We start from the raw sequence: 14,675 nt of genomic DNA on the forward strand, positions 1-14,675 counted from the left end.
ACATTTGGCCGGGCCTTGTGCCCGGCCTTTTTGTTTCACGTGAAACATAACGTCGTTTCCGGGCGACTGGCGGTGTACCGAAAGCACCATGTTTCACGTGAAACATGGTGTCCGTCGGAAAGCGATAACTCGAATGCCGCTATAATTTCGCATTCCCGTATTTTCCCGCCAGCCTCCCGGAGGAGGTGTCCCATGCTTTACCCGAAAGAATTCGATGTCATCGTCGTAGGCGGTGGCCATGCCGGCACTGAAGCCGCACTTGCCGCGGCCCGCATGGGCTGCCAGACGTTGCTGCTCACCCATAACATCGAGACGCTTGGGCAGATGAGCTGCAACCCGTCGATCGGGGGCATTGGCAAGGGGCACCTGGTCAAGGAGGTGGACGCCATGGGCGGCGCCATGGCCGCCGCCACGGACGAGGCGGGCATCCAGTTCCGCATCCTGAATTCCAGCAAGGGACCGGCCGTGCGTGCCACGCGCGCCCAGGCGGATCGGGTGTTGTACCGCAAGGCAATCCGCACCCGGCTGGAGAATCAGCCGAACCTGATGCTGTTCCAGCAGGCCGTGGACGACCTGATGGTGGAGGGCGACCGCGTCGTCGGCGCCATGACGCAGGTTGGCATCGCCTTCCGCGCGCGCGCGGTGGTGCTGACCGCTGGCACCTTCCTGGACGGCAAGATCCACGTGGGGCTGGACAACTACACGGGCGGCCGCGCCGGCGACCCGGCCGCGGTGTCGCTATCGGCACGCCTGAAGGACCTGAAGCTGCCGCAGGGGCGCCTGAAGACGGGTACGCCGCCGCGTATCGACGGGCGCACCATCGATTTTTCGGTGATGGAAGAGCAGCCTGGTGACCTGGATCCCGTGCCGGTGTTCTCCTTCCTGGGCCGGCCCGAACAGCACCCGCAGCAACTGCCGTGCTGGATCACCCATACCAACAGCCGTACCCACGACATCATTCGTGGCGGGCTGGACCGCTCACCGATGTACACCGGCGTGATCGAGGGGGTAGGGCCGCGTTACTGCCCCAGCATCGAGGACAAGATCCATCGCTTTGCCAGCAAGGAAAGCCATCAGATCTTCCTGGAGCCGGAAGGCCTGACCACCAACGAGTTCTATCCCAACGGGATCTCGACCAGCCTGCCTTTCGACGTGCAGCTGGAGCTGGTCCATTCGATCCGCGGCCTGGAGAACGCCCATATCCTGCGCCCTGGCTATGCGATCGAATACGACTACTTCGATCCGCGCGGCCTGAAGGCATCGCTGGAGAGCAAGGCGATCCGGGGCTTGTTCTTCGCCGGCCAGATCAATGGCACGACGGGTTATGAAGAAGCCGCGGCGCAGGGCCTGCTGGCCGGTATCAACGCCGGTTGCTATGTGCGCGAGCGCGATGCGTGGACGCCGCGCCGCGACCAGGCTTACCTGGGGGTGCTGGTCGACGACCTGATCACGCGTGGCGTGACCGAGCCGTATCGCATGTTCACCAGCCGGGCGGAGTTCCGCCTGAGCCTGCGGGAAGACAACGCCGACATGCGGCTGACCGAAGTTGGCCGTGAACTGGGCGTGGTCGACGACACGCGCTGGGACGCGTTCAACCGCAAGCGCGACGCTGTTTCACGTGAAACAGAACGCCTGAAGAGCACCTGGGTGAACCCGGCGATGCTGCCGGCCGAAGAGGCAGTGCCGCTGCTGGGCAAGCCGATCGAGCGCGAGTACAGCCTGGCCGACCTGCTGCGTCGCCCGGAAGTCAGCTATGAAGCCCTTATGGCGCTGCAAGGCGGCCGCCACGCGCCCGAAGCCCCGCTGGACGCGGAGCCGATGCTGGCGGAACAGATCCGCGAGCAGATCGAGATTGGCATCAAGTACCACGGCTATATCGCCCGCCAGGCGGCCGAAGTCGACAAGCTGGAAGCCAACGAATCGACGCGGCTCCCGGAAGGGCTGGATTACACCGAAGTGCGCGGGCTTGGTTTTGAGGTCAGCCAGAAGCTGAATCAGCATCGCCCGGAAACGCTGGGCCAGGCATCGCGTATCTCGGGTGTGACGCCCGCGGCGGTCTCGCTGCTGTTGGTACACCTGAAGAAGAAGGGACTGGGCCGCGGCCGTGCAGACGCCGGTGCATCGTCCGGCAACGGTGAAGAGGCCGCCTGAGTGCCCGCTCCGCGACCCACCATGACCGACGACGCCACGCAGCGTCGTCGCCTTGAAGCGGGCCTGGCCGAGATCGGGCTGGCCCTGGCGCCGGCCCGGATCGACACGCTGTTCGCCTACCTGGCGCTGCTGCGCAAATGGAATGGCGTCTACAACCTGACCGCCATTCGCCATCCCGACGAGATGCTTACGCATCACCTGCTGGATTCGCTCGCCGCGGTCCCGGCGCTGGCCGAAGCCGCCCGTGCCGCCGAAGTCGATACGCCGGCGCGGGGCAGGGTGCTCGATGTGGGCTCGGGTGGCGGCATGCCGGGCCTGCCGCTGGCCATCGCCTGTCCGGAGGTATCGGTGCTGATGGTCGACATCGTGCAGAAGAAGACCGCTTTCCTGACGCAGTGCCGCGCCCAACTGGGCTTGTCCAATGCCGCCGCGCATTGGGGGCCGGTGGAAAAACTGGAAGATGCCGACGGCTTTGCCGTGATCACCTCGCGCGCGTTTGCCGAACTGACTGATTTCGTCAGCCTGTCCGGCCAGCTGCTCGCGCCGCGCGGCAAGCTGATCGCGATGAAGGGGGTGTATCCGCAGGCCGAGCTGGACCGCATGGAAGCCGCCGGACTGATGGCGCAATGGCAGGTCGACGCCGTGCCGCGGCTGACCGTGCCTGGGCTGGAGGCGGAGCGCCACCTGGTGGTGCTGTCGCGCCGCGCGGGCGCCCCCGCATGACCTACGCCGCGGCGCCGCGCGAGCGGGCCGCGAACTGCCAGCCGCGTGCTGGCCGGATGATTTGAAGCAGGAGCCGCAGGAGCTTATGGCCAAGGTATTCGTGATCGCAAACCAGAAGGGCGGGGTAGGCAAGACCACCACCACGGTGAACCTTGCCGCTGGCCTGGCGGCGCAGGGCCAGCGCGTGCTGCTGGTCGACCTGGACCCGCAAGGCAATGCCTCGATGGGCTCCGGCATCGACAAGCAGGCGCTGGAAACCAGCGTGTACCAGGTGCTGGTCGGCCTGGCCGGCATCGCCCAGGCGCGCCAGCGCTCCGAAACCGGCAAGTACGACGTGCTGCCGGCCAACCGCGAACTGGCCGGTGCGGAAGTGGAACTGGTCGAGCTGGACCAGCGCGAGCGCCGGCTGCGCCAGGCCATCGCGGAGGTCGACGGTGACTATGACTTCGTGCTGATCGATTGCCCGCCGTCGCTGTCGCTGTTGACGCTGAACGGCCTGTGCGCGGCGCACGGCGTGATCGTGCCGATGCAGTGCGAGTACTTTGCGCTGGAAGGGCTGTCGGACCTGGTCAACACCATCAAGCAGGTGCACGCCAACCTGAACCGCGACCTGCAGGTGATCGGCCTGCTGCGCGTGATGTTCGATCCGCGCGTGACGCTGCAGCAGCAGGTGTCGGCGCAACTGGAATCGCACTTCGGTGAGAAGGTTTTCAAGACGCTGATTCCGCGCAATGTGCGGCTGGCCGAGGCACCGTCCTATGGCATGCCGGGCGTGGCGTTTGATCCGTCATCGAAGGGCGCCAAGGCGTACCTGGATTTCGGCGCCGAGATGATCGCGCGGGTCCGGCAGCTGGGCTGAAGGAGAGGGCAAGAGCATGAGCACTGCAAAGAAGAAGGGCCTGGGCCGCGGCCTCGAAGCGCTGTTGGGCGGGCCCGCCGAAATCGTCGAGTCGGTCAAGCAGGAGGGCGCGCCCACCGTGCTGAACCTGAACCAGCTGCAGCCCGGCAAGTACCAGCCGCGCACGCGCATGGACGAGGGCGCGCTGCAGGAACTGGCCGCGAGCATTCGTGCCCAGGGGCTGATGCAGCCGATCCTGGTGCGGCGCGTGGCCGAGCCCGACCGCTACGAGATCATTGCCGGCGAGCGGCGTTTCCGCGCTTCCAGGCTGGCCGGACTGGACAAGGTGCCGGTGCTGGTCAAGGACGTGGCCGACGAAGCCGCGGCGGCGATGGCGCTGATCGAGAACATCCAGCGTGAAGACCTGAATCCGCTGGAAGAAGCGCAGGGCATCATGCGGCTGATCCGCGAGTTCAGTTTCACGCACGAGCAGGCGGCCGAGTCGGTCGGCCGCTCGCGCAGCGCGGTGTCCAACCTGCTGCGCCTGCTGAACCTGGCCGCGCCGGTGCAGACCATGCTGATGGCCGGTGACCTCGACATGGGCCACGCGCGCGCCCTGCTGGCGGTGGACGGTGCCAACCAGATCACGCTGGCCAACCAGATCGTCAACAAGCGGCTCTCGGTGCGCGAGACCGAGAAGCTGGTGGCCTCGACGCTCAAGCCGTTCGACCTGAAGTCGCTCAAGCAAAAGGGCGGTAACAATGTGCGCGATGTCGCGCGGCTGGAAGAGGAGTTGTCGGATGCGCTCGGGCTGGCGGTGCAGATCAAGCTCTCGCCACGCGGCAAGGGCCAGCTGACGATCCACTTCAGCAACAACGATGCGCTCGAAGGGGTGCTGACGCGCCTGCGCGAATCGCGCGAAGGGCAGCAGGCTGCCTGATTTACTGCGCGATTAACGGCCATTGCTGCGGCGACTGTTGCGCGTACGCAGCACTGGCCGGGACGATCCGCGGTATACCATGCGCCCGACCGGTAATCCCCCATCATGCGCAGGGGTCACTGCGCAATCCAATTACGTCAAACATCATTGCCGCGCAATTTTCGCGCAGCCATCATGCAATCGTGATGGCAACCGTTGTGCGCAACGCACTGCAAGGTAAATGTAAGCAGATTGACGCGAATCAGTAGTTCCCCTTAAAATCGTGCGGTTTGAATTCTGGTCGGGCCGAAAAGTTCCGGCCCGGATAAGGCAGGCAGGTGGTGGTTCGAGATCGTCAGCAACGAGGCGCCGGGTCCCGTCAGGAAGATGACTGGGACGACTGGAAAGAGGGCGCGGACCGTGAGGAAGAGGCTGTCGATCCGCTGTCGCATGCCGAGGCGGTGACGCTGTTTGGCGAGCGCGCGCTGCGTCCTTCGCGCATGACCCCGGGCAAGGTTGTCCTGGCGCAGGTGGCGGTTTCCCTGCTGTCGGCACTGTGCTGGGCGCTGTTTGCGAAAGAGCCGGGGCCATATGGATGGTCGGCGCTGTTCGGCGGCATGGTGTGCTTCGTGCCGAGCGGGTTCTTCGCGTTCCGCCTGTGGCTGGCACGCGATCGCGCTTCGGTGGGCGGACTGGTGTTGGGCGAGGCGATCAAGGTCTTTGCCACGGTGGCACTGCTGGTGCTGGTCGTGGTGCTGTACCGCGATCTGCGCTGGGTGCCGATGCTGGTCACGTTCCTGCTGGCGCTGAAGACATACTGGGTGGTGGCCCTGGCCTTGCGCTAGGACCGCTGCTTGAAAACGGTGCTTCCTTTGCAAGTGGTGGCACCAAGACGGAATATCAAGAGTTTCCGTGACGGCTGCGGCGTATTTCATGGCGCTGACACCGGGCACGGCCAAGGTTGGAAACCCGCTTGCATCGCGGTGACCGGCGAATCCGCCGAAGGCAATGCAAGACGCGTACCGGGCGCTGCACAGAACAGCGGCGCGCGGCCCGAAGATTTCGCAATATACCGTTCGATTCGACAATGGCAGAAGCTACCCAAAGCGCGGAACACGTGCTGACACCCTCCGGCTATATCGCCGAACACTTGCAGAACTTGAACTCGGTCGGCGGCAAGCAGGCGTCGGTGGTCGATTTCTCCGTGATCAACTATGACACGGTGTTCTGGTCGGTACTGTGCGGCGCCATCGCCGTGCTGTTCCTGTATGCCGCCGCGCGCCGCGTCACCGCGGGCGTGCCGGGCCGCTTCCAGGCCTTCGTCGAAATGATCGTCGAGATGGTCGACGACCAGGCCAAGGGCATCATCCATGGCGATCGCTCGTGGATCGCCCCGCTGGCGCTGATGGTGTTCTGCTGGATCACCATGATGAACGCGATCGACCTGATCCCGGTCGACTGGGTCACCGGCCTGAACAAGGTCCTCGAGATCTTCCACATCCATATCCCCCACCACCGCGCGGTGGCCACGGCCGACCTGAACGGCACGCTGGGCATGTCGTGCGCCGTGCTGGTGCTGATGATCTACTACAGCTTCAAGATCAAGGGCGCGGGCGGCTTCATGCACGAGCTGTTCTCGGCCCCGTTCGGCGCCAAGTGGTACCTGGCCCCGTTCAACCTGGTCCTGAACATCATCGAATTCCTGGCCAAGGCCGTGTCGCTGGGCATGCGGTTGTTCGGCAACATGTACGCCGGCGAACTGGTGTTCCTGCTGATCGCGCTGCTGGGTTCGATCTGGACGTTCGGCGCGGATCTGTCGGCGCTGGGCTTTGTCGGCCATGTCGTGGCCGGCGCGGTCTGGGCGATCTTCCACATCCTGATCGTCCTGCTCCAGGCCTTCATTTTCATGATGCTGACGCTGGTGTATATCGGCCAGGCTCACGATCACCACTGATCACTGCAAGTTTCAGGTTTTTGGTTTTTTGGTTTTTTGGTTCTAAGTCTCTCTAAATTAAAGGAGTCATCATGCAAGCATTTCTCGCCAACATCCAGGGTCTGACCGCCATCGGTATCGGCATCATCATCGGCCTGGGCGCTATCGGCGCCTGCCTGGGCATCGCCCTGATGGGTGGCAAGTACATCGAAGCCTGCGCACGTCAGCCCGAGCTGATGAACCCGCTGCAAACCAAGATGTTCCTGCTGGCCGGCCTGATCGACGCGGCATTCCTGATCGGCGTGGGTGTTGCAATGCTGTTCGCGTTTGCCAACCCGCTGCTGGCTGTCATCCAGTAATTCTTTTCGGTCTGCATGATGCTGACGGGCGGCGCGGGCCACCAGCCTGGCCGCCTTTTGTGCATTTATCTGTAGTTTGATTACCGAAAGGAACACACCATGAATCTGAACGCAACGTTTTTTGCGCAGATGGTCGTGTTCTTCATCCTGTGGTGGGTTGTTGCCAAATTCATTTGGCCGCCGCTGGTGAAGGCGCTCGACGAACGCGCAAAGAAGATCGCCGATGGCCTCGCCGCTGCCGAGAAGGGCAAGGCCGAGCTCGAACTCGCCAACAAGCGTGTGGACCAGGCCATGGCCGAAGCCCGCACCGAAGGCGCTCAACGTGTCGCTGACGCCGAGAAGCGCGCCCAGCTGACGGCCGACGAGATCAAGCAGAACGCCCAGGCAGAAGCCGCACGCATCATTGCCCAGGCCAAGGCCGAAGCCGAACAGCAGGTTACCCGCGCGCGCGAAGAACTGCGCGACCAGGTCGCCGTGCTGGCCGTCAAGGGTGCCGAGCAGATCCTCAAGCGTGAAGTGAACGCGCAGGTCCACAACGACCTGCTCAATCAACTCAAGGCTGAGCTCTAATCATGGCTGAAACCGCAACCATTGCCCGTCCCTACGCTGAGGCGCTGTTCCGCGTCGCCAGCGAATCGAGCGCAGGCAACCTGGGTGCATGGTCCGAGCTGGTGTCGGAAATGGGGCAGGTTGCCGCCAATCCCGACATGAAGGCGGTCGCCGACGATCCGAACGTTCCCGGCGTCAAGCTGGCCGAACTGTTCCTGTCGGTGCTGAAGTCCCCGGTCAGCGACGAAGCGCGCCGCTTCGTGCAGCTGCTGGTGGATAACGGCCGCCTGTCGGTGATGCCCGACATCGCCGAACAGTTCCATGCGCTCAAGAACGCCCGCGAAGGCTCGTCCGACGTTGAAATCACCAGCGCCTTCCCGCTGGAAGATGGTCAGCTGAACGACCTCGTCGCCGCACTCGAACGCAAGTTCGGCCGCAAGCTGTACGCGCAGGTGGCGGTGGACCCGTCCCTGATCGGCGGCGTCAGCGTCAAGGTTGGCGACGAAGTGCTCGACACCTCCGTGCGTGCGCGCCTGGCAGCCATGCAAACCGCGCTGACCGCCGCCTGAGCGGCCGTCCGGCGGATTGAAGAATTAGGAGCATTGTGATGCAACTGAACCCCTCAGAAATCAGCGAGCTGATCAAGACCCGCATCTCGGGCCTTGGCGCCGAAGCTGAAGTGCGCAACACCGGCACGGTGATCTCCGTGACCGATGGTATCTGCCGCGTGCATGGCCTGTCTGGCGTGATGCAGGGCGAGATGCTGGAATTCCCCGGCAACACCTTCGGCCTCGCGCTGAACCTCGAGCGCGACTCGGTCGGCGCCGTGGTGCTGGGTGAGTACGAACACATTTCCGAAGGCGACACGGTCAAGTGCACCGGCCGCATTCTGGAAGTGCCGGTGGGCAAGGAACTGCTGGGCCGCGTGGTCAACACGCTGGGCCAGCCGATCGACGGCAAGGGCCCGATCAACGCCAAGGAAACGGACGTGATCGAGAAGGTGGCCCCGGGCGTGATCGCGCGTCAGTCGGTGAGCCAGCCGGTGCAGACCGGGCTGAAGTCGATCGACGCGATGGTGCCGATCGGCCGTGGCCAGCGCGAGCTGATCATCGGCGACCGCCAGACCGGCAAGACCGCCGTCGCGGTCGACGCCATCATCAACCAGAAGGGCAAGGGCGTCTTCTGCGTGTACGTGGCAATCGGCCAGAAGGCTTCGACCATTGCCAACGTGGTGCGCAAGCTGGAAGAGCACGGCGCGATGGAATACACCGTCGTCGTGGCCGCCGCCGCTTCGGACTCGGCCGCCATGCAGTACCTGGCCGCCTACGCCGGCTGCACCATGGGCGAGTACTTCCGCGACCGCGGCGAAGACGCGCTGATCGTCTATGACGACCTGACCAAGCAAGCCTGGGCCTACCGCCAGGTGTCGCTGCTGCTGCGCCGCCCGCCGGGCCGCGAAGCCTACCCGGGCGACGTGTTCTACCTGCACTCGCGCCTGCTCGAGCGTGCCGCCCGCGTGAACGCCGACTACGTCGAGAAGTTCACCAACGGCGCCGTCAAGGGCAAGACCGGTTCGCTGACCGCGCTGCCGGTGATCGAAACCCAGGCCGGCGACGTGTCCGCGTTCGTGCCGACCAACGTGATCTCGATCACGGACGGCCAGATCTTCCTGGAAACCGACCTGTTCAACGCCGGTATCCGCCCCGCCATCAACGCCGGTATCTCGGTGTCGCGCGTCGGTGGTGCTGCGCAGACCAAGGTGGTGAAGAACCTGTCCGGCGGTATCCGTACCGACCTGGCCCAGTACCGTGAACTGGCTGCGTTCGCGCAGTTCGCCTCGGACCTGGACGATGCCACCCGCAAGCAGCTGGAGCGCGGCCGCCGCGTGACCGAACTGCTGAAGCAGCCGCAATACCAGCCGCTGCAGGTGTGGCAGCTGTCGGCTTCGCTGTTCGCCGCCAACAACGGCTTCCTCGACAACGTGGAAGTGAAGGACATCCTGCCGTTCGAGAAGGGCCTGCACGACCACCTGAAGACCAAGTACGCCGACCTCATCAACCGCATCGAAGAGACCAAGCAGCTCTCGAAGGAAGATGAAGCCGCCCTGCGTGCCGCTGTCGAGGATTTCAAGAAGTCCGCCGCGTTCTAACCGCGTAATTCCACGACATCGTCGCCGCGCCTGGCTCACGCCGGCGCGGCGATGGTTCGGATGGAGAGGAAGATATGGCCGGAACGAAAGAGATTCGAACCAAGATCAAGAGCGTGCAGAACACGCGCAAGATCACCAAGGCGATGGAGATGGTCGCCGCGTCCAAGATGCGCAAGGCGCAGGAGCGGATGCGCAACGCCCGTCCTTACGCCGAGAAGGTGCGCAACATTGCGGCGCACCTGGCTACGGCCAACCCCGAGTTCAAGCACCCGTTCATGCAGGAGCGCGACGTCAAGCGCGTCGGCATGATCGTGGTCACGACCGACAAGGGGCTGTGCGGCGGCCTGAACACGAACGTGTTGCGCTCGGTGACCAATGAGCTGAAGGCCCTGCAAGGCCGTGGCGTGGATGTGCAAGCCACCGCCATCGGCACCAAGGGCATGCAGTTCCTGGGCCGTATCGGCGCCAAGGTGGTTTCGCACGTGGTGCATCTCGGTGACACCCCGCATCTGGAAAAGCTGATCGGCGCGATCAAGGTCCAGCTCGACGCCTTCACCAATGGTGAAGTCGACGCGGTGTACGTGGCGTACACCAAGTTCATCAACACGATGAAGCAGGAACCGATGGTTGAGCAGCTGCTGCCGCTCGCCGCCGACAAGCTGTCGCAGACCGAAGAAGAGAAGCGCGCCTACTCGTGGGACTACATCTACGAGCCTGACGCCCAGACCGTCGTGGAAGAGCTGCTGGTCCGCTACGTCGAGGCGCTGGTGTACCAGGCCGTGGCCGAGAACATGGCGTCCGAGCAATCGGCGCGCATGGTGGCCATGAAGGCTGCGTCCGACAACGCCAAGAACGTGATCGGCGAACTGCAACTGGTCTACAACAAGACCCGTCAGGCCGCGATCACCAAGGAACTGTCGGAAATCGTCAGCGGTGCAGCTGCGGTCTAAGGCGTCACGAATTCAAGCTATCGGAGATACGAAATGAGTATCGGAAATATTGTGCAGTGTATTGGCGCCGTGGTGGACATCGAGTTCCCCCGCGACGCAATGCCGAAGGTGTACGACGCGCTCGTGCTGGAAGAATCCAGCGATGCCTCGTTCGCCGAGAAGGGCCTGACCTTCGAAGTCCAGCAACAGCTGGGCGACGGCGTGGTGCGTACCATTGCCCTGGGCTCGTCGGACGGCCTGCGCCGCGGCATGGCAGTGAAGAGCACCGGCGCCCCGATTTCGGTGCCGGTTGGCCACGGCACCCTGGGCCGCATCATGGACGTGCTGGGTCGCCCGATCGACGAAGCCGGCCCGATCGCCTCGGACGAACTGCGTGCGATTCACCAGAAGGCACCGAAGTTCGACGAACTGTCGCCTTCGGTTGACCTGCTCGAAACCGGCATCAAGGTGATCGACCTGGTCTGCCCGTTCGCCAAGGGCGGCAAGGTGGGCCTGTTCGGTGGCGCCGGCGTGGGCAAGACCGTCAACATGATGGAGCTCATCAACAACATCGCCAAGCAGCACAGCGGTCTGTCGGTGTTTGCCGGCGTGGGCGAGCGTACCCGTGAAGGGAACGACTTCTACCACGAAATGAAGGACTCCAACGTGCTCGACAAGGTGGCCATGGTGTTTGGCCAGATGAACGAGCCGCCGGGCAACCGTCTGCGCGTGGCGCTGACCGGCCTGACCATGGCCGAGCGCTTCCGCGACGAAGGCCGTGACATCCTGTTCTTCGTCGACAACATCTACCGCTACACCCTGGCCGGTACCGAAGTGTCGGCACTGCTGGGCCGTATGCCCTCCGCCGTGGGCTACCAGCCGACGCTGGCTGAAGAAATGGGCAAGCTGCAGGAGCGTATTACGTCGACCAAGACCGGCTCGATCACCTCGATCCAGGCCGTGTACGTGCCTGCGGATGACTTGACCGACCCGTCGCCGGCCACGACCTTCCTGCACCTGGACTCGACCGTGGTGCTGTCGCGTGACATCGCCGCGCTGGGTATCTACCCCGCCGTCGATCCGCTCGACTCGACCTCGCGCCAGCTGGACCCGCAAGTGGTCGGCACCGAGCACTACGAAGTCGCCCGCCGCGTGCAGCAGACCCTGCAGCGCTACAAGGAACTGCGCGACATCATCGCGATTCTGGGCATGGACGAACTGTCGCCGGAAGACAAGCTGGCCGTGAACCGCGCCCGCAAGATCCAGCGTTTCCTGTCGCAGCCGTTCCACGTGGCCGAAGTGTTCACGGGCTCGCCGGGCAAGTACGTGCCGCTGAAGGAAACCATCCGCGGCTTCAAGATGCTGGTCGACGGCGAGTGCGATCACCTGCCCGAGCAGGCGTTCTACATGGTCGGCTCGATCGACGAAGCCTTCGAGAAGGCCAAGAAGCTCCAGTAAGCCTTGCTTGTCGTTCCCGCGCCAGCGGGAGCGAAGGCGGGCCCGGTTCGGTCCGGGCCTGCCGCTTGAGCGAAGCGATTGGAGAAAGGATCAGATATGGCAACCATTCTTGTAGACGTCGTCAGCGCGGAAGCGTCGATCTTCTCCGGCCAGGCGAAGTTCGTGGCGCTGCCGGGCGAGTCGGGTGAGCTCGGCATCCTGCCGGGCCACACGCCGCTGATCACGCGCATCCAGCCGGGTGCGGTGCGCATCGAGAAGGAAGACGGCAGCGAAGAGTTCGTGTTCGTTGCCGGCGGCATTCTCGAAGTGCAGCCCAAGCACGTCACCGTGCTGGCCGACACCGCGATCCGCGGTGGCGACCTGGACGAAGCCAAGGCCCAGGAAGCCAAGCGTGCCGCCGAGGAGCTGATGCAGAACCAGAGCAGCGACCTCGACCTGGCCCGCGCCCAGAGCGAACTGGCCGTGGCCGCGGCGCAACTGGCAGCGATTGCCCGTCTGCGTCGGAAGAAGTAAGCATCGAGCGGGACTGTCGCATTGTTGTTTTTTCGTTGCGACATTTAAAAAAGGCAGCCGCGAGGCTGCCTTTTTTGTAAGCGCAGCGATATGCTTTTGCCGCGCCTGGACAAAAAAAAGCGCGCGGGCCGGGGAGGCTCCGCGCGGACGGGAAAATCCCTTCGAGGGGTCAATTCGAAGGAACGGGTTCGGTCCAGGTCGACAAGCAAGCGCACCGGATATCCAAATATCCGCACACAGGCCGCAAAGGCCACGCGCTGCACGCTCTTCCTGGTGCTCCGGTCCAGCAAGCTTTACGCTGGATCGGAAAATCGGGTTACTGCCGGAAACGCTACAAAAAGGCTTTCTTCAGCACGCCCCTTTAGTCTGCACGGCCATTTTCACCGGGGCGCCACGCCCGCCCCGCGGGTGTGTCAATGCATTGTGGGGGAAACTCCCGGGCATGGCAGTAACAAAATGTATCGGTTTGAAAGAAGTTGAAAGCCGGAGCGCTTAAAATCCGGCGTGATCGGCATATTTTCGCGCCTTGCCGTCACGTTTTGCGCCGCCATGTGTTGCGGGATTATCTTTATATCCGTGATTTCAGTGTTCGTTTCCGCACCAAATCCTGCGTGACAATTGCGGTTACGATTCACTGGCCGCCGGAGTTGCCTCCCCCGTTCGATGCAGCCCCGGCGGTCACCTGGTCACTCACCTCCACAGCCCGGAGACGCAATGCCGCCCGAGATGCAGCAAGCCATACAAGCCATGCTGGCGATGAAGACCGTAGCCGTGGTCGGCCTGTCCGACCGTCCGGCGCGGCCCAGCCATGAGGTCGCCGAATTCCTGCAAGGCCACGGCTTCCGCATCGTGCCGGTCAATCCGCGCCATGCCGGCGAACGCATCCTGGGCGAGACCTGCCACGCCACGCTGCGCGAGGCCGCCGACGCTGCCGCGGCGGCCGGCGCCCCGATCGAATGGGTCGATATCTTCCGCCGCGCCGAGGAAACTCCCGGTGTGGTCGACGAAGCCATCGCCATCGGGGCGCGCGGGGTCTGGCTGCAGCTTGGCATCGTCAACGACCAGGCGGTGCGTCGCGCCACCGATGCCGGGTTGCTGGCGGTGCAGGACTGTTGCAGCAAGATCGAGCTGACGCGCCAGCTTGGCGGGGCCTGATCCCCGCCGTTTCTTTTTCCCTTCCGATTCCCCATCCGCCGCCGACCATGGCCATCGATCCGCAACTGCTCGCCTACTACCGCCGCCTGGCCGAACGCTATGCCACCGAGCCGGTGCCGGCCGACGTCCCGGCGCAGCGCGCCCGTTTCGCCGAGATTGCCGCCGCCTCGTTGCGGCCGGATCCGGAGGGCGTTGTGGTGCAGCAGCTCGAAGTGGCGCTGGCCGGCCGCACACTGGGCGCACGGTTGTTCCGCCCTGCCGGCGTGGCCACGCCGCGGCTGCTGGTGTACTTCCACGGCGGCGGCTGGGTGATTGGCTCGACGCAGACGCACCACACCGTCGCGGCCTTGCTCGCGGCCGATACCGGGTGTGCCGTGGCCAGCGTCGATTACCGGCTGGCGCCCGAGCACGCCTTTCCGGCGCCTTGCGACGATGCCGCCGAAGCCGTGCTGTGGCTTGCCGGCCAGCGCCAGGCCCTGGGCCTGGCGTCCGATTCCCTGGCGGTGGCCGGCGACAGCGCCGGCGGCCACCTCGCGGCGCAGGCCGCGCAGCGGCTCAATGCCGGCGACACGGTGCGGGTCGATGCCCAGCTGCTGATCTATCCGGTCGCGGCGCCGGTGCTCAGCACCGAAAGCTATCGCGCCTTCGCCGATGGGCCGGGCCTCACGCGTGACGAGATGGCCTGGTTCTGGACCCAGTTCATCGGCGCCGAGGCGCTGGCGCAGGGCGCCGCCCACAGCGATCCGCGCGTGCACCTGATGGCCGCGGCGCCGGTGCGGCCGCCGGCGACCGTGCTGATGGTGGCGGCGCATGATGTGCTGCGCGACGACGGCCTGGCCTATGCCGACTTCCTGGTGCGCCACGATGCCCCGGTCATCACCATCGAGGCCAGCGGCATGACCCACGGCTTCGCGCGGCTGCAGCCCGAGGCGGAGCGCGCACGGGAATGGATGCGCCGCGCCGCGTCGGCGTTCGCGGGGATGATCGACGACGTCTGAG

Annotated in this window: 15 protein-coding genes; all 15 read left to right on the forward strand. The window is 64.5% G+C overall.

What is annotated here, in order from left to right:
- Positions 1 to 192: 192 nt before the first annotated feature.
- The gene (mnmG, locus tag MKD38_RS26750; protein ID WP_252681820.1) at positions 193 to 2,151 is read left to right on the forward strand and encodes a tRNA uridine-5-carboxymethylaminomethyl(34) synthesis enzyme MnmG; all 1,959 of its coding nucleotides are present in this window, start codon (positions 193 to 195) and stop codon (positions 2,149 to 2,151) included.
- A 21-nt stretch (positions 2,152 to 2,172) separates the two neighbouring features.
- Complete coding sequence (gene rsmG, locus MKD38_RS26755; RefSeq protein WP_252681823.1) at positions 2,173 to 2,874, forward strand: 16S rRNA (guanine(527)-N(7))-methyltransferase RsmG; 702 nt, start codon at positions 2,173 to 2,175, stop codon at positions 2,872 to 2,874.
- 85 nt (positions 2,875 to 2,959) lie between these two features.
- A complete protein-coding gene (locus tag MKD38_RS26760; RefSeq protein WP_062795850.1) occupies positions 2,960 to 3,733 on the forward strand; it encodes a ParA family protein in 774 nt (257 codons plus the stop codon).
- 16 nt (positions 3,734 to 3,749) lie between these two features.
- A complete protein-coding gene (locus MKD38_RS26765; RefSeq protein ID WP_252681826.1) occupies positions 3,750 to 4,652 on the forward strand; it encodes a ParB/RepB/Spo0J family partition protein in 903 nt (300 codons plus the stop codon).
- A gap of 317 nt (positions 4,653 to 4,969) precedes the next feature.
- Positions 4,970 to 5,476 carry an ATP synthase subunit I gene (locus tag MKD38_RS26770; protein ID WP_012354284.1) on the forward strand — a complete coding sequence of 169 codons (507 nt, stop codon included), beginning with the start codon at positions 4,970 to 4,972 and terminating at the stop codon, positions 5,474 to 5,476.
- Between the two features lie 242 nt (positions 5,477 to 5,718).
- Entirely contained in the window at positions 5,719 to 6,585 is an 867-nt protein-coding gene (gene atpB / locus MKD38_RS26775) for a F0F1 ATP synthase subunit A (protein ID WP_035848827.1), read from the forward strand.
- Between the two features lie 71 nt (positions 6,586 to 6,656).
- The gene (gene atpE, locus MKD38_RS26780) at positions 6,657 to 6,923 is read left to right on the forward strand and encodes a F0F1 ATP synthase subunit C (protein ID WP_011299478.1); all 267 of its coding nucleotides are present in this window, start codon (positions 6,657 to 6,659) and stop codon (positions 6,921 to 6,923) included.
- Between the two features lie 99 nt (positions 6,924 to 7,022).
- Positions 7,023 to 7,493: a F0F1 ATP synthase subunit B gene (locus tag MKD38_RS26785; RefSeq protein WP_062795846.1), complete on the forward strand. Its 471-nt coding sequence runs from the start codon at positions 7,023 to 7,025 to the stop codon at positions 7,491 to 7,493.
- Between the two features lie 2 nt (positions 7,494 to 7,495).
- Positions 7,496 to 8,041 carry a F0F1 ATP synthase subunit delta gene (locus MKD38_RS26790; protein WP_252681829.1) on the forward strand — a complete coding sequence of 182 codons (546 nt, stop codon included), beginning with the start codon at positions 7,496 to 7,498 and terminating at the stop codon, positions 8,039 to 8,041.
- A gap of 38 nt (positions 8,042 to 8,079) precedes the next feature.
- Positions 8,080 to 9,621 carry a F0F1 ATP synthase subunit alpha gene (atpA, locus tag MKD38_RS26795; protein ID WP_018006200.1) on the forward strand — a complete coding sequence of 514 codons (1,542 nt, stop codon included), beginning with the start codon at positions 8,080 to 8,082 and terminating at the stop codon, positions 9,619 to 9,621.
- A gap of 74 nt (positions 9,622 to 9,695) precedes the next feature.
- On the forward strand, positions 9,696 to 10,571 hold the full coding sequence (gene atpG, locus MKD38_RS26800) for a F0F1 ATP synthase subunit gamma (protein WP_111521287.1): 876 nt from the start codon (positions 9,696 to 9,698) through the stop codon (positions 10,569 to 10,571).
- A gap of 33 nt (positions 10,572 to 10,604) precedes the next feature.
- On the forward strand, positions 10,605 to 12,008 hold the full coding sequence (gene atpD, locus MKD38_RS26805; RefSeq protein WP_252681832.1) for a F0F1 ATP synthase subunit beta: 1,404 nt from the start codon (positions 10,605 to 10,607) through the stop codon (positions 12,006 to 12,008).
- A 96-nt stretch (positions 12,009 to 12,104) separates the two neighbouring features.
- On the forward strand, positions 12,105 to 12,521 hold the full coding sequence (locus tag MKD38_RS26810) for a F0F1 ATP synthase subunit epsilon (protein WP_010811262.1): 417 nt from the start codon (positions 12,105 to 12,107) through the stop codon (positions 12,519 to 12,521).
- A 714-nt stretch (positions 12,522 to 13,235) separates the two neighbouring features.
- A complete protein-coding gene (locus MKD38_RS26815) occupies positions 13,236 to 13,676 on the forward strand; it encodes a CoA-binding protein (protein WP_252681834.1) in 441 nt (146 codons plus the stop codon).
- A 47-nt stretch (positions 13,677 to 13,723) separates the two neighbouring features.
- Positions 13,724 to 14,674, forward strand: coding sequence for an alpha/beta hydrolase (locus MKD38_RS26820; RefSeq protein WP_252681836.1), 951 nt, complete (start codon positions 13,724 to 13,726; stop codon positions 14,672 to 14,674).
- Position 14,675 lies beyond the last annotated feature (1 nt).

It is taken from the genome of Cupriavidus sp. WGlv3, from assembly GCF_023952475.1.
Taxonomy (GTDB): domain Bacteria; phylum Pseudomonadota; class Gammaproteobacteria; order Burkholderiales; family Burkholderiaceae; genus Cupriavidus; species Cupriavidus phytorum.